This is a genomic window from Acinetobacter sp. YH12231 (assembly GCF_013417755.1).
Classification (GTDB): domain Bacteria; phylum Pseudomonadota; class Gammaproteobacteria; order Pseudomonadales; family Moraxellaceae; genus Acinetobacter; species Acinetobacter amyesii.
Genome location: NZ_VPDJ01000020.1, coordinates 11,413 through 33,164 on the forward strand (window position 1 = coordinate 11,413; position 21,752 = coordinate 33,164).

Here is a 21,752-nt window from a genome sequence, read left to right on the forward strand (position 1 = left end):
TAAGGATATAGTGATGAAAAAAATAACAACTTTGACGGCACTCGCAACCAGTATTTTACTTGCTCAACACACCTATGCTTTTGAAGCAATGACCGACGAAAGCTTGGGTGCAGTTACTGGCCAAGATGGTATTTCGATTACCCATGAAGTTTCTAGAGTCAAAGTCGATCAATTAAATTGGGTTGACCCAACCGACCAAAATAAGATGAAAATGGGTTTGCACAATGTGCAAATAGATGGCGTTGGGCAAAGCACCATTACATCAAAATTAGATTTTGATGTTGGGACTACGGATGCTGGTGTAGGCATGCGTATAGCTGCGAGTGTCAGCCCATTTACGGCTGTTGCACAAAATATTATGTTGCTGTGTCAAGGAACAACGTGCCAAACGCCTACACAAAATTTAGGTTCACTTACGATTGCAACATCTTCACCTTTAAAAGTATTACTTGAAACCAGCAATGGTCTATTTAACCGTAATGATACGGCGTATATGGAATTTCAATTGCAAAATGCCAGTATTAGTCATGGTATGAATGGATATAGCGTAACCTTAAAGGACTTTAACTTTAACTTTGCTGGTTCAGGTTATATGTATGTTGCAGCTGATGAAGGCATTGTTCTCACCACAAAATCCACAGGGAGCAAAGATCATACGGTCAATTTGGGGCGGGTCAAGGACACATCAGATGTGCATAGCTCACGTAGCGATGCCACAAACCCCGGCGTTAATATCGATTTACGATACGGTACCGATGGTGGTGCACAGCGCAATTTAATTCGTATGGGAGCATCGGGTGCTGTCACTAATGCACGAGTGGCCTTAAACGCCAATCAAGAAGGAATCAAAGATTTTGGTCTAGCAACGAAAGCTTCAGGATATGAGTCTGTTGGTTCAGGTGGTTTACATTTAGGAGTGCGCGCGGATTTTACTTCAAAGGATGATCCGAGTCTTGTTGCAGGTCAAGCACCGACAACCTTAGAAATTGGCCATACGGGTATTGGTAGTTATGCCATTGAATTTTCTAATTTAACGTCTTTAGTTGCTGATAAAAATGCCTATATTGATTTTGGCGATATTTATATCAATACCATTCAAGCAAAAAGCCTTGATTTTCTGGTAAATGATAAATTAAAAGCGACATTAGGTTTAACCAATAATGTTTTAACCCAAAACTTGTCAAATCAAACGGCAGGCGGAAATTTTGCACTAGTGGCGATTCGTGGTATGGATTTTCAGTCCATCGCGCGTACCGCACGATTTATTTCTGATAACTCAATTGCTGCAATTGCAAGTAATGACAACAGTTGGGGGATTGGTATCCCGATTTATAATATGAATGCCAATGTTGCATTATCAGAGAAAAAATACAGTTATAAAAATGCGGCTGAAAAATCAGGTATTGGCTATAACCTTGTAATGAGCACAGATGGTTATGGAGTTGATAAAAAAACAGGAACACCAAGTACAACTTCCATTATTTTGATTGATGGTAAAAAAGGTATTAATGGTCAAGAAGTCAATTATTATGCAGGCTTACGAAACATCAATGCCCTTATTCAATCTGATGGTGTGATTGGTTATGAAAATGATGGCATCTATGTACGTGCAGATAATTTATTGATTGCAGCTAATGCCGAGTTAGCGATTGGTCAACTTCCGGGTTCAACCTATAACTGTGCGACTACAGCTTCTGCCAAATGTGGGACTACAGTACCTTTAGATAATTTCTCTAAACGTGATGATGTGTTGACGAATATTGCGTTTAAACTTGATGGTAAAGGTGAGCTATTTATAGTGCCGGGTCTAAATGACAGTGCAGAAAATAATTATTTATCTTTCCGTGGAAGCTTTGAATTTAAAGCATTAACAGATGCTGAAAAGAAAGATCAAAAAGTTATGGGAAGCTATTTAAGTTTGATGAATGAAGATGTAAATGCCAGCGGTGTCGTTTCAGCTTCAAGTATCAATATTAATAAAATGCAGGGCGATCTAGGCTTTGATGCTCGAATTAAAATGAAACAAGATTCGGTAGAGTTTGATAATCAGGTGAAATTCAATCCAACCAATAATATGTCTAAAGCGTTTCGTGCAGAAGTATCGATGTTAACAAATGGCAATATGCAAAAGATGGCGGATATAGCCCTAACCGGTGGAACAATGCGAAGCACCATGGGGATTACTCCACGCTAGTAAAATTAAATCAATAACAAATAAATAAAATAACGAACAGGGAATTTGTTATGAAAAAGAAGTTAATCAGAGGTTTGATCTTCTCGACATTTGCGATGAGTAGCTTATCTCATGCAATGATGGCTTTAGATGATGAAAGCTTATCAAAAGTTGATGGTCAAGCATTACTCTCCATGGAATATACGCAGGGGTATAATTCTGTGGATGAGAGTGGACAAGCCGTAGACCAATCCAATGTCGGCTTTTATAAGCTTGGTTTAGAAGCTGAAATGGAGCTCAATGCCAATATTAAAAAGCTGCAATTGGGTTGTGGCGGTGCAAATGGCTCAGGTGCTTGTGATATTGATATCGATCATATTTCATTGAGTGGATTGCCTGTAAATAGCAATTATACGTCTGATGAACGTGCGGCAACTTCTGCTTTGTTGACCAATCCTTTTATCGAAATTGCAATTAAAGATCCCAAATCAGCTGCAACTCGTGAAGTGATGGGCTTTCGTCTGAGCGCTGAAAAAATTTCTGGGTTAATGACATTAGGTACAGAAAATAGTAATACACCCAATGGTATCAACACCTTTAGTGGGTATATGAAAACCAAAGCGTCTGCGGGTGTTGCAACAACTGCCGAGCGTGTGATGGACTATGCTTCTACGCAGCAATACATTGAAGGGGCAGTTAAGGGGACATTATTTGGTGCTGAAGTTGATCTACCGCTTCACTACAAATCAGATAATTATTCCTTTAATTTAAAATCAACCACAGCACCTTTTACAATTCCAGCCACTGTCGTGAGCGGGAATAGAATTAAGGATAATATTGCGGTATTAAAAGGCACAGGTACAGTTGATCGTCTAGATTTTAGTGGTCCATTAGAAGCTCAGATCTCTCTACTTGGGTTAAATATTAATTTGAATAAAGACGTAACAGGCTATCTTACTGGACTACAAACCGATATTACGGTAAATCAAAGTTTAGGTTTGATCCATGCACTTTATCTAAATAACCCTGCTTCGTTATCCTTACAAGCTCAAAAAATACTCTGGCCTGGTGCTGCAGTTGCAGCAGAAAGAGGTTGGTGGTTGGCGATGGAAGATGAGGTCGATTTGGGGAGTATTACACCTTCAGATAAAGTGGCGATTACGGATGAAGTGTTGAAACAAACGATCGCTGGAATTAACCATGACTTAAGTACCAATGTTCGTAATTGTGGAGATTTAATCTTTGGTTGTGTTGCAGGTTCGGCTTTAGATGTTAAAGAAATTAAAAACCCGTCATTAATTGATTTCCCATTAAACAATTTAAAACTTTCTGGACAGGAGTTTCGTTCTAACTGCTTCGGCGGGCTGAAATTCTGTTAAGGCTTAAAGTATTTAATATAAAAAAATCCCGCACTTAGCGGGATTTTTTTATATTTAGCGCAAATTATTTTGCAATTTTCGCTAAAAGGTCTTCTTTACTGAGGTTGCTTGATTCTTCATCACGGCGACCTTTGTACTCAAATGTACCAGCATCCAAACCTTTCTCACCAATAACGATACGGTGTGGAATACCTGTTAACTCGATATCAGAGAATTTAACACCTGGACGTTCATTACGATCATCTAGAAGAACATCATAACCAGCAGCAGTTAATTCTGCATACAGTGCTTCAGCTGCTTCCATTGTACGTGGTGACTTATGTGCATTCATTGGCACGATAGCAACTTCGAAAGGAGCAATTGCAGACGGCCAAATAATACCTTTGTCATCGAAGTTTTGTTCAATCGCAGAAGCAACAACACGAGTTACACCAATACCGTAGCAACCCATAGTCACAACGAGAGGTTTGCCATCTTCACCTAAAACTTTGCAGCCAAGCGCTTCAGAGTATTTTTGACCCAACTGGAAGATATGACCAACTTCGATACCACGTTTAATCAAGATTGTACCTCGACCATCTGGAGAAGGGTCACCTTCAACAACATTACGCAGGTCATAAACTTCGGTGTATTGTGCATCACGTTCCCAGTTTACACCTACAGCATGTTTATCAACTTGGTTTGCACCAGCAACAAAGTCTGAAAGTACAGACGCTGCACGGTCAACAATAACGGTAATGCCTTTTTCGGTTAAGCCTTGAGGGCCACAGAAACCAGCAGTTAAGCCTAAGTCAGCTAATTGTGCTTCAGTTGCAAAAGTTAATGGAGCAGCAATTAATGGGTGTTTTTCTGCTTTAATTTCATTCAGTTCATGGTCACCACGTAGGAATAAGGCAACCACTGGTGCAGCTTTACCTTCTTCAGCAACACCTTGAACCAATAATGCTTTGACAGATTGAGTAGGGTCTGATTTAAGGAATTCAGAAACCTCAGCAATGGTTTTTTGATTTGGTGTATCAACAATTTCAAGTGCTTTAGTTGGAGCAGCACGTTCACCTACTAATACTGCTTCCGCCATTTCTACGTTAGCAGCATAATCTGACTCTGTAGAGAATGCGATGTCATCTTCACCGCTAGACGCAAGGACGTGGAATTCGTGTGAACCAGAACCACCAATTGAACCTGTATCCGCTTGAACTGGACGGAAATTTAAACCTAAACGAGTGAAAATTTTGCAATAAGCTGCATACATCTTGTCATAGGTTTCTTGTAAAGAAGCTTGGTCAACATGGAAAGAATAGGCATCTTTCATGATGAATTCACGTGAACGCATCACACCGAAACGAGGGCGGATTTCGTCACGGAATTTGGTTTGTACTTGGTAGAAGTTTGCAGGCAATTGCTTATAGCTTTTCAATTCATTGCGAGCAAGATCTGTAATCACTTCTTCATGTGTAGGGCCAAGTACAAAGTCATTGTTATGACGGTCTTTAAAACGTAAAAGTTCTGGACCATATTGTACGAAACGACCTGATTCTTCCCATAAAGATGCGGGTTGAGTGACAGGCATCAGGACTTGAAGTGAACCAGCACGATCCATCTCTTCGCGGATAATCGCTTCAACTTTATTTAATACGCGAACGCCCATCGGCAGCCAAGTGTATAAACCTGAAGCCAATTTACGAATCATCCCGGCACGAAGCATAAGCTGATGTGAAATAACTTCAGCATCGTTTGGGGTTTCTCTTAACGTTGCAAATAAAAAGCGACTCGCGCGCATGGAAACTGTCCTAAAAAATTAAGCGTTAAAGTGGAGAGTATACAATAAAAAATGAGGTGAACATTTTCCAAAGTCACCTCATTTTAAATTTTGTCATTATGACATGATTTTTTTGGCCTGACGTGCAAGGAAGTTTCGGAAATCATCCAAATAGGTAAAAATCACTGGAACAACCACGAGTGTCAGTAAGGTAGAAGTAATCACTCCGCCAATCACGGCATGTGCCATTGGCGCGCTTTGTTCACCGCCTTCACCTAGACCAAGTGCAAGCGGAACCATACCCATCACCATTGCACTGGTGGTCATTAAAATGGGGCGTAAACGGGTTTTACCTGCTTCAGTAATTGAGTCATAACGATCTACACCATGATCCATGGCTTTTTTAATAAAGTCGATGAGTAGAATTGCGTTCTTTGTCACCAAGCCCATGAGCATAATAATCCCGATAATGGAAAAGAGGTTCATGGTTGAATTAAATAAGAATAAGGCTAAGAACACCCCAATCAATGATAAGGGCAATGAAGCCATAATGGCTGCAGGGTGAATGAAGCTATTAAATTGTGAACCCAAAACAATATAAATAAATACAATAGAGAGGGTAATCGCTGTCATTGCATAACCCGCAGACTCAGCCATATCTTTATTGGCACCTTGCGTGACAAAACTATAACCTGGTGGCAAGTCGAAGTTTTTCTCTATCTCATTGATTTCGGCACCAATATCACCCGCAGGACGTCCTGCTGTGTTGGCTTCAACCATTACTTCACGTGCCAGATCACGACGGTTAATTTGTGAAGCACCAAGTGTTTCTTCAAAGCTTGCCACACTTGCCAATGGAACTAAAATAGGTAAGCCTGCAGCATCGGTTTTTTGTGATGTGATGTACATGCTTTGAATGTCAGTTGGCAGTCGACGCTGATCTTCAGTGAGTCTTAAATTTACATCATAGGTTTCGCCTTTATCATCCTTCCACGTTGTTACATTATCACCCGCAAGAAGAGGGCGTAATACATTGGCGATTTGATTGACGGATAAACCTAAATCACTGGCTAAAACGCGATTGATATGTACACCTAAGGTCGGTTTAGGTTCTTTGAGTGAGCTTTCTAAGTCGACAATACCTTCGACTTTGGCAACTTCAACCAAGAATCGATCTGAAATGCGTTGTAACTCATCTAAGTCTGGTCCTTTAATCGAGATCATTACCGGCTTTTGGCCGCCCGATACTGTTTCATCAGCTGAGGCAATCGAGGTAATGGTAATACCTGCTACATGTTTTAAGCGGGTACGGAATTCATTGTTGAGATCCGTTAATGTTTGACTACGCTCCGTACGTGGTGAAACAGTGACACGAATGCTAGCATGGTTTTTACCCCGATCAGTGGCACTATTAATTGCACCATAAGTGGCTTTGACTTCTGGATGTTGGCGAATGATACGATCTACTTGCTTAAGCTTAGCCTGCGAATATTCAAGGGTTGCATCAATTGGTGTTTCAAATTTGATCCGAATTTCACCTTTGTCTGGTACGGGTACAAATTCAGTTCCGATCATTTTGGATAAACCTAATGCACCAAATAAAGACGCGACGGCGATTAAAAGGGTAATGAGCCTAAATTTTAAAGCAAGCTTGAGTAATTTTTCATAATGATGGCTTAGGTTGTCGAGCTTGCCCGAAATCCAGTTAAAAAAACGTTTGATTTTACCCGGCTTTTTATTTGGATCTTGGCGCTCTGCCCAGTGAGCAGACAACATCGGGTCAAGGGTGAAACTCACAAACATTGAAATCAGTACAGCGGTACTGACGGTTACACCAAATTGATAGAAGAAACGCCCAATAATGCCGCCCATAAATGCCACAGGTAAAAATACCGCGACAATGGTCAATGTTGTGGCCAATACAGCTAAACCAATTTCTTTCGTGCCGTCGAGTGCAGCGGTGACGTGGTCCTTGCCCATATCGGCATGGCGGACAATATTTTCGCGTACTACAATAGCATCATCAATCAGGAGACCGATACTCAGTGAGAGAGCTAGTAGGGTCATCATATTGATGGTAAAACCAAAAATCCAAACAAAGGTGAGGGTACCTAGTAGTGAAATCGGTAGAGTTAAACCTGTAATGGCTGTCGAACGAAATGAGCCGAGAAATAACAATACAATGAGTACCGCAAGTACTGCACCTTCAATTATGGTACGTGCCACGTCTTTAATGCTGCCACGAATACCTTTTGAAGAATCAACCACAATTTCTGCGGTCGTGCCTTTCGGCAATTGCTGTTGGATTTTACTTAAGGTTTTACGGGTATTATCAACTACCTCAATCACATTAGAGTCCGAACTTCTCAGAATGTCGACAGCGACGGCGGTTTTACCATTCAGATAAGCACTCGACTCCATTTCAGCTTGGCTATCTTCTATTTCGGCAATTTGTTTGAGATAAATCGGCGCGCCATTTTTATTGGCAACCACTAAATCACCGAATGAGTTTGGGTGAATAACCCGAGATTTAATTTCGACCACCAATTCTGAATTCTTTTGCTTTAAAGTCCCCCCCGGAACTTCAATATTTTCAGATTTTAGGGTGTTTATAACTTGGTCTATCCCAATCCCGAAACTTTGTAATTTTTGCGGATTTACTTGAATACGAATTTGACGCTGCGCATCACCCAATAAATTGACCGTACCGACACCGGGAACTGTTCTGAGTTGTGGCACAATCCGTTGATTCAGATAGGAACTCAAATCACGTAAAGACATGTCCTTCGATTCAAAAACAATCGACATAATCGCACTGGCAGTAGGGTCGTAGCGTTCTACAATCGGGTCATCAATTTCATCACGAAATTGTGCGGTTACTGGTGCAATTTTATCTCGAATATCTTGTGCAGCTACCGAGGATGAGACATCTAGATTAAATTCGACAATGACCGTGGATAAACCTTCACTGGATTGAGAAATGACTTGCTTGAGGCCTGAAATGGTATTGATCTGATCTTCAAGTTTCTTAGTGATTTCAGATTCGACAGACTCAGGAGAAGCACCTGGATAGTTGGTGTAGACCACAACAAAAGGGAAGTCGACATCAGGAAATTCCTCAACGCCCATACGTTGCCAAGAAGCGAGTCCTAGCAACATCAGACAGAACATCATCATGATGGTGAAAACAGGATATTTCACACTAATTCGGGTTAACCACATAACAACTGTCCTGCCTTATTCTTTTAATTTTGGCTGATACTTACATCTTGTTTGATATCTGAATCATTAAATTTAATTCGGCTGATCAGATCACTATTTTGTAAGCCCTGAACAATCGCGGTGTTATTGCTATAATTCTGATTCAAAATTTGTACAGGCACTTTGGCAATTTTATTTTGACGAATGACCCAGACATAAGGTTGGTCTTTTAGACTTTGAATGGTATCGAGTGGAATTTTTTGGCCTGAAATATTATCGGTACCTAAAATGTGACCTTCGACAAAAGCACCAATACTTAATGATGTAATGGTTTCATTTGGGGCTGCAAAAAATTCAATTTGACGACTAGCCTGATCGGCAATTGGTGAAATCCGACTGATTTGTGCTGTGAGTAAATTGCTATTGCCTTGGATGTTATATTCAATCTTTTGTCCAATTTTCAGCGCTGCTTGCTGATCACTTGGTAATTTGGCTTGAATTTCTAATTGGTCTGGATTGACGATTTCAAAAAGGGTTTGTCCGGCAGCAACCGTTTGTCCCGGTTCAACATCACGCTTGGTAATCACGCCTTGGATAGGGCTATAAATGGTGCCGTCTTGATTGGCTTTACGTGCAATATCGACATTGGCTTGTTGGGCGCGAACATTTTCCATTTGAGCTTGGTAATCGACACGACTTTGTTCAAACTCTACTTTGGAAATAAAGCCTTGATTTAGCAAGCGCTGTTTACGTTCCATCATCAGTTTAGCTTGATTGGCTTGAGCTTGCGTGGATGCGAGGTTCGCTTGAGATTGAGCAAGACGTGCTGCATTGTCTTGATTATTTAAATGCACTAACACTTGGCCTTTGCTGACACGTTGCCCGACCTCTGCATTAACATTGGTTGCAGTCGCAGTGACTTGGGCTTGAATACTGCTCTGATTGACCGCCCGAATGGTACCTGTAAAGGCAGTTTTTGAAATGGCGTTGCCTTGTTCGATCGTCACCAGATCTTGTTGAATTAATTCAATCTTATTTTCTGGTTTTACACTTTGCTGCGGATCTTCTTTTTGACATGCAGCCAAAGTCAGGCTTATGCAAAGCAGGCTAAGCTTTAAAAATGGGGATGATTGCTGTGCAGATTGCATAATGGTCCTTATATCAGCGGTCTACAAAAGCAATTGAATAACAAGTTTATTCCATCGCTTTTAAACGCGTAATAATTCTGTCGTATTCAGCTTCTGTATTTCGATAGCGAGTTTGTAACGATTGAATGTATTCTTTTTTCGCTACCATATTTTTTTGATTATTATCCAACATTGTTTTTAATTTTGCCGGAACGGTTTCACCTTTTCGAAAATGTTCACGTTCTTGGCGAACAAATAATACACGATCATTTTGTAATTGTTTTAATTGTTCTTGTTCAAACACGATCTGTTTACGTATACCAGTCAGTGCATCACGCTTTTTAATGGCCGCAGTTCGGCTATTGGTATAGGCTTTTTTAAGTTTGATATCTGAAGCTTGCTGACGTGCTTGGGCAGCACGCTGAGGAGCTTGTCTAACGTCCGCTTCAGCATTGTAGGGGCGGTTACGTTTAATCACTTGCATATTTTGATCAAGTGCTTCATAACCATAGCGGATGTGATTTGGTGTCACATTGGTACTGATGTTTGCTATGCCTTTACTGTCATAGTAACGATACCAAGTCGCCTTTTGTGGTTGCTGCGTATTGGTTGGTGCAGCAAATAAAAGCGGGGTATAAGCCAGTAAACAAGTCGTCAGAATGATTTTTTTTGAGAAATGTTTAAGGCCAATCAAGTGAATTTTTTTTGTAAACGGACTCAACCTTGTACTCCCCAGTTTAAAGTTGACTAAATTACTTATTTTAAAGTAATAATCTTGCTATAATATGCTTAATTAAGACAATTAAATACTATTCCAAGTTAAAAAAAAATCGTTGGTCATCGGAAAGTGTGAAGCAGTTAATAAAAACAAGAAATCTTGTGTGTTTGCGCAGAAAATGTTCATTGAAAACGCAAGTAAAGATATGTTAAAAATGTTCACAACTTGTAAATAATAATGCTGCTAACTTAATTGTTTGTACATCCTCAATGGGTAGGGTCAATAAATGGACGATAAATTCCAAAATCTAAAAGTCATGGTAATTGATGATTCAAAAACCATTCGTCGTACGGCCGAAACGCTGCTTCAGCGTGAAGGATGTGAAGTCGTCACTGCTGTAGATGGTTTTGAAGCACTTTCAAAAATTGCAGATGCGAATCCAGATATCGTATTTGTCGATATTATGATGCCACGTCTTGATGGCTATCAAACTTGTGCCCTGATTAAAAACTCTCAAAATTATCAAAATATTCCTGTGATTATGCTTTCAAGTAAAGACGGTTTATTTGATCAGGCGAAGGGTCGTGTTGTGGGTTCGGATGAATACTTAACGAAGCCATTCAGTAAAGATGAATTGCTGAATGCAATCCGTAATCACGTTACAGCTTAATTAGATTTTTTATTTTTGGGGGAAAAAGCATGGCACGTATCCTAATCGTTGATGATTCACCAACAGAAACTTTCCGTTTTAAAGAAATTTTAGGTAAACACGGATTTGAAGTGATTGAAGCTTCAAATGGGGCAGATGGGGTGACAATGGCTCAAGCTGAGTTACCAGACTTGGTCTTAATGGATGTGGTAATGCCGGGTGTGAATGGTTTCCAAGCAACACGTCAAATTGCACGTGGTGCGACCACCAAACATATTCCGATTGTCATTGTAAGTACCAAAGATCAGGCAACTGACCGTGTTTGGGGTAAACGCCAAGGTGCTTCTGATTATCTAACTAAACCTGTAGACGAAAAACAATTAATTGATGTGATTAAGCAACACCTCAATGCAGGATAAAGCTCTATGGCAGCAAATGGATTTATCGAATTACTTCGAATCGCAAAACGAGGAAACAAGAACTACGTTTCCACTGAAAATGAAGTAAACCGATGGTCAGGCATTGCTTTTGAGATGATGGGGCAATATTACGTTGCTCCTTTAGGTGAAGTAGCTGAAGTGATCTACCCACCAAAATATACGCCAGTTCCCAACACCCAACCTTGGGTGATAGGACTAGCCAATATTCGGGGACGCTTACTTTCTTTGTCTGACCTAGCACAATATATAACCGGTCATCGAAGTAGTTTTTCACCCACTCAAAAAGTTTTATGTATTAGTCATAATGACCATTATGTCGGTTTGGTAGTCGATCAAGTTTTGGGTATTCAACACTTTAATAAGAAAAGTTATTTTTCTAAACATAATGAGTTGGATCGAAATTTACAGGAATATTGTCAGGGGTATTTCCACCAGCATAACCAGCAGTGGAATGTATTTCTCTTCAGTCGTTTACTGCAAAATCCAAAATACATGAACGCATCTATAAAATTTATAAATTAATTGTCGCGCACGAACGAAAGAAGGCGTAATCGGGGAGAAGCTGAATGGGCTTTAAACTTAAAAAGAAAAATACGGGTGAAAGCACCAGTGGTCGTAAAGGCGGTAATGCTTTTCTGGCAAAACTGCAATCACAGACAGATCAATTATCTCGAGTTTTTGGTGATAGTGAAAAATCCAAACCATTTATTTATGGTGCGATTGGTTCATTAGTACTGGCAACGATCATTTTATTATACCTATTCTATAGCGTTCCTCGCGGTAACCAATTGACGCAAAGTTTGGGTGAACTCCGTCTTCTTTCGCAAACAATTTCGCGTCAAGCAACTGAAGCAACAGCTTCGGGTACTGAAGATGCAATGAAAAAATTAATTGCTTCTCAAGATTCGTTCAAAGAAAACTTAGAAACTGTAAAAGATATTCATGCAAATACCGATGCGCTGAAATCTGTAGATACGCAGTGGGCTGAAGTTTCAAAAAGTATTGACTTGATTACTTCGCAACAAAAAATCATTAACAAGCTATATGACACGAACATCGCGATTGGTGAAACCATTCCGGGGATTCAGGCGGAATATAACTTGATGGTCGACCAAATGGCACGTCAAGACATGCCTTCGAACCAGGTGGTTATTGCGAAAAACCAAGTATTCATTGCGGAACGTATTTTACGTTCGATCAGTTCGGTGCTTTCAGGTTCTGATAGCTCACGTGAGTCTGCGGATGACTTCAGTGCAGATACGGAAACCTTCGGTTTGTACTTAAATGCTCAATTGGACGGTAGTGCAGAGCTCGGTGTACAGCGTATTGAAAGCCCTGAATTACGTGAATCACTTGAAGGTATTAAAGCCGAATATGACGACGTATTAAAATCAGCTTCAGCGACGATTTTGAAAAACTCAACGCAAATTGTGAACGTACGTAAAGCATCTTCACAAATTTTTGCTGAGTCAGACAATTTGTTGGGTAATTTAAATCAATTGTCTTCTAACACTGGTCTGAAAACCATTTTACCTGCGGTACTGTTGATTCTTGCATTAACTGCCTTCTTGATCTGTGTATTCAAACTTCTTTCTTTACGTGGTCAATCGGATAAATTCCGTGTAACCCGTCTTCAAGAAGAATATGACCGTAACCAGAACGCGATTTTACGTTTACTCGATGAAATTGCCGATCTTGCAGACGGTGACTTGCGTTCGTATGCGACGGTATCTGAAGACTTTACCGGTGCGATTGCCGACTCGATTAACTTCGCAATCGACCAATTACGTGACCTTGTATCGCGTATTACAGAAACTTCTCAAGAAGTTGCACAATATACGGCGAATACGCAGGGTATTACCAACCAGCTTGCAGAAGCATCTGAGCATCAGGCGCAAGAGATTGCTGGTGCATCTGCCGCGATTAACGAAATGGCAATGTCGATTGACCAAGTATCTTCGAACGCTGAAGAATCAGCTGTCGTAGCAGAACGTTCAGTACAAATTGCTGCAAACGGTGCAGATGTTGTAAACCGTTCAATTGAAGGTATGGACACGATTCGTGAGCAGATTCAAGAAACTTCAAAACGTATTAAACGTTTGGGTGAGTCTTCTCAAGAGATTGGTAACATTGTCGCACTGATTAACGATATTGCCGACCAAACGAACATCTTGGCATTAAACGCAGCAATTCAGGCGTCGATGGCGGGTGAGGCAGGTCGTGGTTTCGCCGTGGTAGCGGATGAGGTACAGCGTCTTGCGGAACGTTCAGCGTCTGCAACCAAACAGATTGAAGGCTTGGTAAAAACCATTCAAACGGATACTAACGAAGCCGTAATTTCGATGGAACAAACGACTTCGGAAGTTGTACGTGGTGCGAACTTGTCTAAAGATGCCGGCGTAGCACTGGATGAAATTCAGTCTGTATCGGGTAACTTGGCGAAACTGATTGCAAACATTTCGGATGCTGCAAAACTTCAGTCTGCTTCTGCAGGTCATATTGCGACAACGATGAACGTTGTACAAGAAATTACCTCGCAAACCACCAGTGCAACATTTGATACTGCACGTTCGGTATCTGAATTGGCGAACATGGCTGAATCATTACGTGAATCTGTATCTGACTTTAAACTCCCAGAGTAAGTCAGGCGCAAACCTGCAGTACCTTAGCTACGGCTAGGGTACTGCACCGATTACAGATAACACATCGATAAGGTGAACTTAACGTCACAGTTAAGTCTTAGGTGATGGTTACAATTAAGTTTGAGCAACCTTCTTGGTGGCAAAACATAAGAAGCCTTAGCTATGAAAGAAATATTAAAAAATTTAGTTGAAACAACTACGCTTCCTGAAGATAGTTATCTTGATCAAGATGCAGAAATTTTAGAGATTTTTGTTGAAGAAATAGAAGAAATCTTTGAAGAACTAGCGGGTTTATTTACAACTTGGTTGGAAAATCCACAAGATAAAGACACTTTAACGACGATTCGTCGTCATTTCCATACCCTGAAAGGTTCAGGTCGTATGGTCGGGGCAAAATCGGCGGGTGAATCTGCATGGGCAGTTGAAGATACGCTGAACCGTGTTATTGCGGGTTCAGTACAGTTAACGCCGACCGTTCAAAAGTTTGCACAAACAGTTTTAAATGTTTATCAATATAAGCTCTATCCACGGTTTAAAAATGTTGCCGAATTGGATGTTGACTTACGTCCATTGGTTTTAATGGGGCAACAATTACAACAAAATATTAGCCTTGAGCCTGCACTCGAAGAATTATTAAAACTGGCAGATCAATTAAAATCTGAAGATGCTGTCACTGGTTTAGAGCTGACTGAAGTTGAAACTACAGAACATGTGGAAGTAGTTGAAAGCACGATCGATGCAGTGGCCGAATCAGAAACAAATCTTGAGCAAGTGGATGCAGATGCATCACTGGTCGAAGAGACTGTGAGCATTTTTATTGAAGAAGCTGAAGAACATCTACAAACGATTGATCAGTTCCTCCAATCTGATGATAGTAAATCACAAGACTATAATGGCTTGATTCGCGCGCTACACACCTTACGTGGTAGTTCGTCGATGGCACAAATCGAAGAGATTTTTGAAGCCAGTTCAAAAGTTGAAAATTTATTCAAAACCTTATTGCAAGACGAAATCGTATCGAGCTCGAAAGAAACTGCTTTATTGATTCAATATGCTGAATTTGTTCGTGATTATTTACACGTGCTCCGTTCAGGGGATAAGGCAAATCTTGCGTCTATTTATGAAACCTTCAAAGCCGCTTGGGATGATTATGGTTTTGCAAGCCAAGATCAATTGGCGCCTGAAGATAATCCGCAAGGTTTGGTTTCTAAACTAATCGAATTAAATATTGATCAGTTATTAGATGCTGAATTTGAGTTTGATAAACGTGCTCTAGCTGAATTCCCAGACTATATTCAACAGCTCAGTCAACAAGCTTTAGAGTTGATTGAACATACGGATAATCGTGCGTCTGTTGGTATCCATGATTTCACGACTCAAATGCGTGCAGCGTATCAGTCTTTAATTGAAAAGCCTGAATTGCTCCATGCTGATTATGGATATGAGTTATTTGCACAAGCGCATCAAGAATTCATTCACTTATTTGACACCTTAGCTGCGGGTCAGCGTGTGGTGTTAAGTGAAGAGGTTCAGCGTTTCTTAAATGAGCTAGCTGCATTTGTTCAACAAGACATTGAAGCAGTTGCAGCAACGACTACACAAGAAGCCAATATCGTTGCCGAACCTGTTGCCACTGCAGAAGATAAAGCCGCTGTTCCAAATACAACAGCAGTAGACTTTGCACAATTAAGTCAGCGTATCCAACTTGATCATCAACAGATGCAAGCGGCGGATGCGAATAATGACTTTGATGAAGATCTTTTAGGGATCTTTATTGAAGAGGCAGAAGAATTATTGGTGGGGATTGACCAAGACCTCAGTACTTGGACACGTGATAAGACCAATACTTCAGCTTTGAATAATTTAATGCGTTATTTGCATACCCTAAAAGGTGGTGCAAATATGATTGCCGCGTCTCATGTGGGTTTAATTTCGCATGAATTGGAGTCAATTTATGAGCGCATTATTCGTCAGCAAATTTCGATTACTCCTGCGTTAATTCAAATTATTCGCTTGGTGCAGGATGATATTTCAGATCGTATTCAAACCATTCGTGACCAAGGGATCGACTACCCAGCGAATAATGTGATCGATATTCTAAGGAATATTCAGTCAATTGTGGCAGGAGAACATTCAGAACCTGTTGCATTGGCTTCGGCTCCTATTTTAGCTGAAACTGAACAAGCAGCAGTAGAACCAGATGTATCGGTGTCAGAGCCGATGAATGTTGTTGAAGACACAGCAGAAGCAGTGGTTGAAGCTCAAACGACTGCTCACACTGAGTCCGCTGTTGAACATCTTGAACATGCGGTTGCTGATCATGTTGAGCATCCAGATGATGATCTACGTTCTGTCATGGAAGAAACCTTCCTTGAAGAGTCTGAGGAAATTCTTGAACAAGCCGTTCAATTATTAAATCAATGGACTGAACAACGTAGTGACCGTAACGTATTGCTTCAATTACAACGTGCTGCCCACAGTATTAAGGGTGGTGCGCGTATGGTTGAAAATGAACCTGTTGCCGCAATTGCGTATCAACTTGAGACGACGTTTGAGCATTTCGCGGTTCATCATTTCAACTCAAATGCATATGACGGCTTACTCAAAACGACGTTGGCATGGTTAAAAGAAGCGATCTTCAACCACGACTATAGTAATTTTGACAGCATCAAATTGAGCTTAGAGTCCATTCAATATGTGGATGTTACGGTTCAACTGCCAAACCGTGTTGCAGAATTGGAACAAGGTATCGTCAGCAAAGGCTTTGAATTTATTCAAGGTGATGGTGTTGAACCGCCATCGATGTTGGGTGAGTGGACTGAAGCCAATTCTTCTGATAACAGCAATGAGATGATTCGTATCTCGGCTGATCTCGTCGAGAAGATGATTGACTTATCAGGCGAAAACTCGATTAACCGTTCACGTATTGAAATGGACTTAGGTCAGCTAGGCAATACCTTGAATGAAATGGAGTTAGCAATTAAGCGACTTGCTGACCAGTTACGTCGAATGGATGGTGAGCTTGAGTCACAAATTATTGCCAAACATGGTTCTGAAAATTCACGCTATGCGGATTTCGACCCATTGGAGATGGACCAATATTCATCGATTAACCAATTGTCAAAATCTCTAGCCGAATCTGCGTCGGATTTGGTTGACTTCAAGAGCACTTTGGCAGAAAAAATCCGTGATGCGGAAGGTCTGTTATTACAACAATCACGTATTCAGTCAGAAATTCAAGAAAGTCTGATGCGTACCCGTTTGGTGCCATTTGATCGTTTGTTACCACGTTTACAACGTATTGTGCGTCAAACCTCTTCGACCTTGAACCGTCCTGCAGAATTGATTGTTCAAAATACAGAAGGTGAATTGGACCGTACGATCTTAGAGCGTTTGGTGACACCATTTGAACATATGCTGCGTAATGCGGTCGACCATGGTTTAGAAGATACTGCTGACCGTTTGGCTTTAAAAAAGCCAGAAGTAGGTAGCATCGTCTTGAACATTAGTCGTCAGGGTACTGATGTACTGGTGTCTTTCAGTGATGATGGTAAAGGGATTGATGAAACCAAAATTAAAGACAAAGCCTTAAAACTTGGTTTAATCAAAGCGGATCAGTTCCTCGATAAACAAGAAATCTTGCAATTGATCTTCCATCCAGGTTTCTCAACGGCACAATCGGTAACGCAAATTTCGGGTCGTGGTGTTGGTCTGGATGTGGTGCAAAGTGAAATTAAAGCCTTGGGTGGTCATGTTTCCGTTGAGTCTGAGTTAGGTAAAGGGACGACCTTTACCATTCGTGTACCAACCACAGTAGCGGTCAGCGATGCCTTGATGGTGAAAGCGGGCGATCAGCAATATGCGATTTCATTAGCGCAAATTGAACGTATTGTCCGTATTGCACCTACGGCACTCGAAACTTACTTCAATAGTAAGGATGACGTGTTTAAAATTGACAACACCAATTACAAACTACGTTATCTATCAGAGTTTGTGGGTAATCAGCCAATTCCACGTTTAAATAATGTCGGCCATTCATTGCCTGTATTGCTAATAAAAGGCAACAGTGGTCAAACCATTGCTTTATTGGTAGATCAGCTGGTGGGTTCACGTTCTCAAATCGTGGTGAAACCAATTGGTCAACAATTTACCAGTGTGGCCGCGATTGCAGGTGCCACGATTCTAGGTGATGGTCATGTATGTTTGATTTTGGATGGGCAAAATATTGCACGTCAAATTCAAACTACGCAGCGTGTTAAACATTCAGCTGAACAGCGTGATTTGGGCCGTCAATCCAATGCACGTCGTTTAGTGATGATTGTCGATGACTCGGTGACAGTACGTAAGGTGACTTCACGCTTACTTGAACGTCAAGGTTATGACATCGTGACCGCGAAAGATGGTGTAGATGCAATTGAGCAGCTTGAAAATGTCCGTCCAGACTTGATGCTACTCGATATTGAAATGCCACGTATGGATGGTTTCGAAGTGACAAACTTAGTCCGTCACCACGACATTCACCGTGACTTGCCAATCATTATGATTACATCGCGTACTGGTGAAAAACATCGTGAGCGTGCATTTAGCTTAGGTGTGACTCACTATATGGGTAAACCATTCCAAGAAGCTGAATTGCTTGCCAATATTGAAGCTTTAATTGCAGAAAAGCAGGGGTAATTTATGAGCCAAAACACTGTTTCTCAGGTTGTCAGCGATAAAATTGATCAGCAGGAACTGCAACATCTCATTACGGTTTCTACCGGTTTTATCGATGCGTATATCATCGATTGTCATGGTAAAGAGCCAATGTTGTTGCCACAAAATATTGTGCTTTCAGCGCTCGATAGTGCAACCAAGGTTCCTTTTGTTGAATGGCATGAATTGAAATTGCCTGTTTTCTCGGTCAATGATCCTGCAAAAAATCAGGGCGTGGCTTTGGTGATTGAAGGCGATGATGTTGGACAGCGTTTTGCACTGATGTGTAATGAAATGCCGAAAACCATTCGTCTGCGTATTTCTGAAGTGGTTGATGAAGAAAAAACCGTGAAAGACGCCAATATTTTCCAATATGTACGCATGGCCGATCAGGTATTTCATATTCCAAATTTAGCCAATATTCAAAACAGCATTGGGCTTCAAGCGGCTTAGTATTTGTAAAAACGAGATATAAAAAAGGAACTCCATTGAGTTCCTTTTTTTGACTATGTGGGGAATATTTAAGCCAACAGGTTTTCTAAAATCTTTTCGTAAATTTCAGAAAGTGGTTCCAACTCTGCCACATTGACGTGTTCATTGATTTGGTGAATCGTGGCATTTAAAACACCCAGCTCAAGCACCTGTGCACCTGTAGGCGCAATGAATCGACCATCAGAAGTACCACCACTGGTCGAAAGTTCAGTTTCTGTCCCAGTAACATCTCGAATGGCATCACGTGCGGCATTCACTAACTCACCGACTGGGGTTAGGAATGGAAGACCAGATAACGTCCAAGAGATGTCATATTCAACACCATGACGATCTAAAATTTCCAAGGTACGTGCTTTGAGTTCATCTGCCGTTACTTCTGTTGAATAACGGAAATTAAACAGTAAATTCATCGTGCCCGGAACAACGTTGGTTGCACCTGTGCCGGCATTAATATTGGAAATTTGGAACGACGTTGCAGGGAAGTATTCGTTACCATTGTCCCACACGGTATCGCAAAGCTCAGCCAATGCTTTTGAAGCTGTATGGATTGGGTTGATTGCTAGATGTGGGTAAGCAACGTGACCTTGTTTACCTTTAACTGTTAAATTGGCATTTAGCGAACCACGACGACCATTTTTAACAATATCGCCAAGTGTGTTGGTGCTTGAAGGTTCACCCACCAAACACCAAGTCATTTTTTCATTACGCGCTTCTAAAGTTTCAACAACTTTGACTGTCCCATTGATCGAAGGACCTTCTTCGTCAGAGGTAATGAGAAATGCAATAGAACCTTTATGGTTTGGATGTTTCGCAACAAAACGTTCGGAAGCAACAACCATAGCTGCCAACGCGGTTTTCATATCTGCGCTGCCACGACCATATAGTTTTCCGTCGCGAATTTCAGGAAGAAATGGGTCAGAACCCCATGCATCCAAGTTACCCGTAGGTACTACATCCGTATGACCTGCAAAGCAAAATACTGGTGCTTCAGTCCCTTTACGTGCCCAAAGATTATCTACATCATCAAAACGCATATTTTCAATGTTAAAGCCAATTTTGGCTAAACGATCCGCCATAATGTTCTGGCAGGTATGGTCAATCGGTGTCACCGACGGTTGGCGAAGTAGTTCTAGGCTGAGATCAAGAGTTGCTGTTGAGGTCATGCTAAATACAGAAGTCAAAAATGTCGCAATATAATAGGCGAATCAACAAGCGAAGGGAAATTTAGACGTAAAAAACCCTATTAAAAAAATAGGGCTCTTTTATAAATTCTTGGGAAAGAAATTAATTGCGGCGAATTTCTTCCGAAGTTTTCTCAGCAGTATTGGTTACAGCATCTCCAGCTTTAGATACGTCTTTACCAACACCTTTTACTGTATTACAACCTGTCAGTACGAAAGCAACCATAAGTGATGCAGCTAAAATTTTTTTCATTGAATGTAATCTCCATTATGAAAGAATAATTTTTAGAAGACTAAATTATTCTGTTGTGAGATTTAGATTAAAAAATAGCCGTATCAAACAGTAGGTGGTTTTTACGGTGGTTGAGTAAATAAATGTAAATTTCTACTAAATGGTGCATTGAGTCTTAAATTGTTTGCGGCAAAACCAAGCGTGGCTGTCTATACATATAATAGCTTTCATCACTGTCTTTTTTATATAAACCATCTGTCCACCAATGTGCGGTTGCACTCGTCGGTTGCTGCTGCACGCAGATCCATTCATGTCGTTGTAGGCGATAATAGCCTTGACTCGTAGATGGAATGACATGTCCCCATTGACCTATTCTACGCGCAGGATTGACCCAGTTTGGCAATGCGTTGGTACGCTGAATAGGTAAATATAATTGGCCCTTTAAAACGCAATAGCGCTGTTGAATCTGCTGCCCAAGTGCTTCATCAAATTGGAATTGTTTTTGGGTAAAATGATTAAGCTTACGAGCCAAAGTATCACTACGATTTAAGCCATACCAATAGGGTAATTGAAAATCGCGCTCGGCTAGATAATATTTTAAAGCCACTTCCCAATGTTCAACTTTACCACTTTCGGTATTTTTTAAAACAAAATCCAGTTCACCAACTGTACGAGGGCCGTCAATTTTTTGAATGCTATGTCCGAGTAACTGGTATGGATGGTATGGGTGATCGAGCAGCCAAAACCATATAAACATTTCGAAACGTAAACCAAGGCGAGTACTTTTTAATTTTTGTAAAAATTCTACTAATTCACTTGGGTGTTGTTCGAGTTGTTTTAAACGGGGAAGATAGGCTTCAAAATATTTATGCCAAAGCTCGTTTGGATGAAAATGAAAGGGATAGCGGATTTCGAGTTCATTGGGAATTTGCTGCAGAATATTTGGGCTAGCAATACAGAAAGCCAATTGGCGAACTAAGGGCTGTTTAAATTGCAACCATGGCTCAAAATAAGACGACGTTGTCGGGGTTACAGCCATATTGAAACCTTTCGAATAATGCAGA

The 21,752-nt window shown here is 40.8% G+C and carries 14 protein-coding genes and 2 pseudogenes; 9 read left to right on the forward strand and 7 right to left on the reverse strand.

Annotation, left to right across the window (positions count from 1 at the left end; translation table 11 throughout):
* Nucleotides 1–13 precede the first annotated feature (13 nt).
* Together FTV11_RS12725 and FTV11_RS12730 are read left to right on the forward strand one after the other, a co-directional pair.
* Nucleotides 14–2,194 carry a DUF6160 family protein gene (locus FTV11_RS12725; RefSeq protein ID WP_168379305.1) on the forward strand — a complete coding sequence of 727 codons (2,181 nt, stop codon included), beginning with the start codon at nt 14–16 and terminating at the stop codon, nt 2,192–2,194.
* A 50-nt stretch (nt 2,195–2,244) separates the two neighbouring features.
* Nucleotides 2,245–3,552 carry a hypothetical protein gene (locus FTV11_RS12730; RefSeq protein WP_180009837.1) on the forward strand — a complete coding sequence of 436 codons (1,308 nt, stop codon included), beginning with the start codon at nt 2,245–2,247 and terminating at the stop codon, nt 3,550–3,552.
* A gap of 64 nt (nt 3,553–3,616) precedes the next feature.
* On the opposite strand, the gene FTV11_RS12735 is transcribed toward FTV11_RS12730, so the two are convergent.
* The 4 genes from FTV11_RS12735 to FTV11_RS12750 all read right to left on the reverse strand — a co-directional run bounded on the left by FTV11_RS12735 (nt 3,617) and on the right by FTV11_RS12750 (nt 10,282).
* A complete protein-coding gene (locus tag FTV11_RS12735) occupies nt 3,617–5,332 on the reverse strand; it encodes a proline--tRNA ligase (RefSeq protein WP_180039693.1) in 1,716 nt (571 codons plus the stop codon).
* A 96-nt stretch (nt 5,333–5,428) separates the two neighbouring features.
* Nucleotides 5,429–8,533: an efflux RND transporter permease subunit gene (locus FTV11_RS12740; RefSeq protein WP_180074109.1), complete on the reverse strand. Its 3,105-nt coding sequence runs from the start codon at nt 8,531–8,533 to the stop codon at nt 5,429–5,431.
* 23 nt (nt 8,534–8,556) lie between these two features.
* Nucleotides 8,557–9,660, reverse strand: coding sequence for an efflux RND transporter periplasmic adaptor subunit (locus FTV11_RS12745; protein ID WP_180074110.1), 1,104 nt, complete (start codon nt 9,658–9,660; stop codon nt 8,557–8,559).
* 46 nt (nt 9,661–9,706) lie between these two features.
* Complete coding sequence (locus tag FTV11_RS12750; protein WP_257220979.1) at nt 9,707–10,282, reverse strand: hypothetical protein; 576 nt, start codon at nt 10,280–10,282, stop codon at nt 9,707–9,709.
* A gap of 361 nt (nt 10,283–10,643) precedes the next feature.
* Between FTV11_RS12750 and pilG the strand changes: the two genes are divergently transcribed.
* From pilG to FTV11_RS12780, 7 genes and pseudogenes are all read left to right on the forward strand, one after another.
* Nucleotides 10,644–11,027: a twitching motility response regulator PilG gene (gene pilG / locus FTV11_RS12755; RefSeq protein ID WP_078191060.1), complete on the forward strand. Its 384-nt coding sequence runs from the start codon at nt 10,644–10,646 to the stop codon at nt 11,025–11,027.
* 29 nt (nt 11,028–11,056) lie between these two features.
* The gene (locus FTV11_RS12760) at nt 11,057–11,425 is read left to right on the forward strand and encodes a response regulator (RefSeq protein WP_078191059.1); all 369 of its coding nucleotides are present in this window, start codon (nt 11,057–11,059) and stop codon (nt 11,423–11,425) included.
* Nucleotides 11,426–11,431: 6 nt separating this feature from the next.
* On the forward strand, nt 11,432–11,968 hold the full coding sequence (locus FTV11_RS12765) for a chemotaxis protein CheW (protein WP_180007529.1): 537 nt from the start codon (nt 11,432–11,434) through the stop codon (nt 11,966–11,968).
* Between the two features lie 44 nt (nt 11,969–12,012).
* Entirely contained in the window at nt 12,013–14,088 is a 2,076-nt protein-coding gene (locus FTV11_RS12770) for a methyl-accepting chemotaxis protein (RefSeq protein ID WP_180004985.1), read from the forward strand.
* Nucleotides 14,089–14,250: 162 nt separating this feature from the next.
* A pseudogene (locus FTV11_RS17340) lies at nt 14,251–14,782 on the forward strand (Hpt domain-containing protein); the annotation flags it as partial.
* A 98-nt stretch (nt 14,783–14,880) separates the two neighbouring features.
* Nucleotides 14,881–18,765: pseudogene (locus tag FTV11_RS12775) on the forward strand (Hpt domain-containing protein); the annotation flags it as partial.
* 3 nt (nt 18,766–18,768) lie between these two features.
* On the forward strand, nt 18,769–19,236 hold the full coding sequence (locus tag FTV11_RS12780) for a hypothetical protein (protein WP_168379297.1): 468 nt from the start codon (nt 18,769–18,771) through the stop codon (nt 19,234–19,236).
* A 68-nt stretch (nt 19,237–19,304) separates the two neighbouring features.
* Here FTV11_RS12780 and dapE read toward each other — a convergent pair whose 3' ends face one another.
* From dapE to FTV11_RS12795, 3 genes are all read right to left on the reverse strand, one after another.
* The gene (gene dapE / locus FTV11_RS12785; protein WP_180025835.1) at nt 19,305–20,438 is read right to left on the reverse strand and encodes a succinyl-diaminopimelate desuccinylase; all 1,134 of its coding nucleotides are present in this window, start codon (nt 20,436–20,438) and stop codon (nt 19,305–19,307) included.
* Nucleotides 20,439–20,559: 121 nt separating this feature from the next.
* Nucleotides 20,560–20,709: an entericidin A/B family lipoprotein gene (locus FTV11_RS12790; protein ID WP_078191053.1), complete on the reverse strand. Its 150-nt coding sequence runs from the start codon at nt 20,707–20,709 to the stop codon at nt 20,560–20,562.
* Between the two features lie 154 nt (nt 20,710–20,863).
* Entirely contained in the window at nt 20,864–21,727 is an 864-nt protein-coding gene (locus FTV11_RS12795) for a DUF1853 family protein (protein ID WP_180025834.1), read from the reverse strand.
* Between the last annotated feature and the right edge of the window lie 25 nt (nt 21,728–21,752).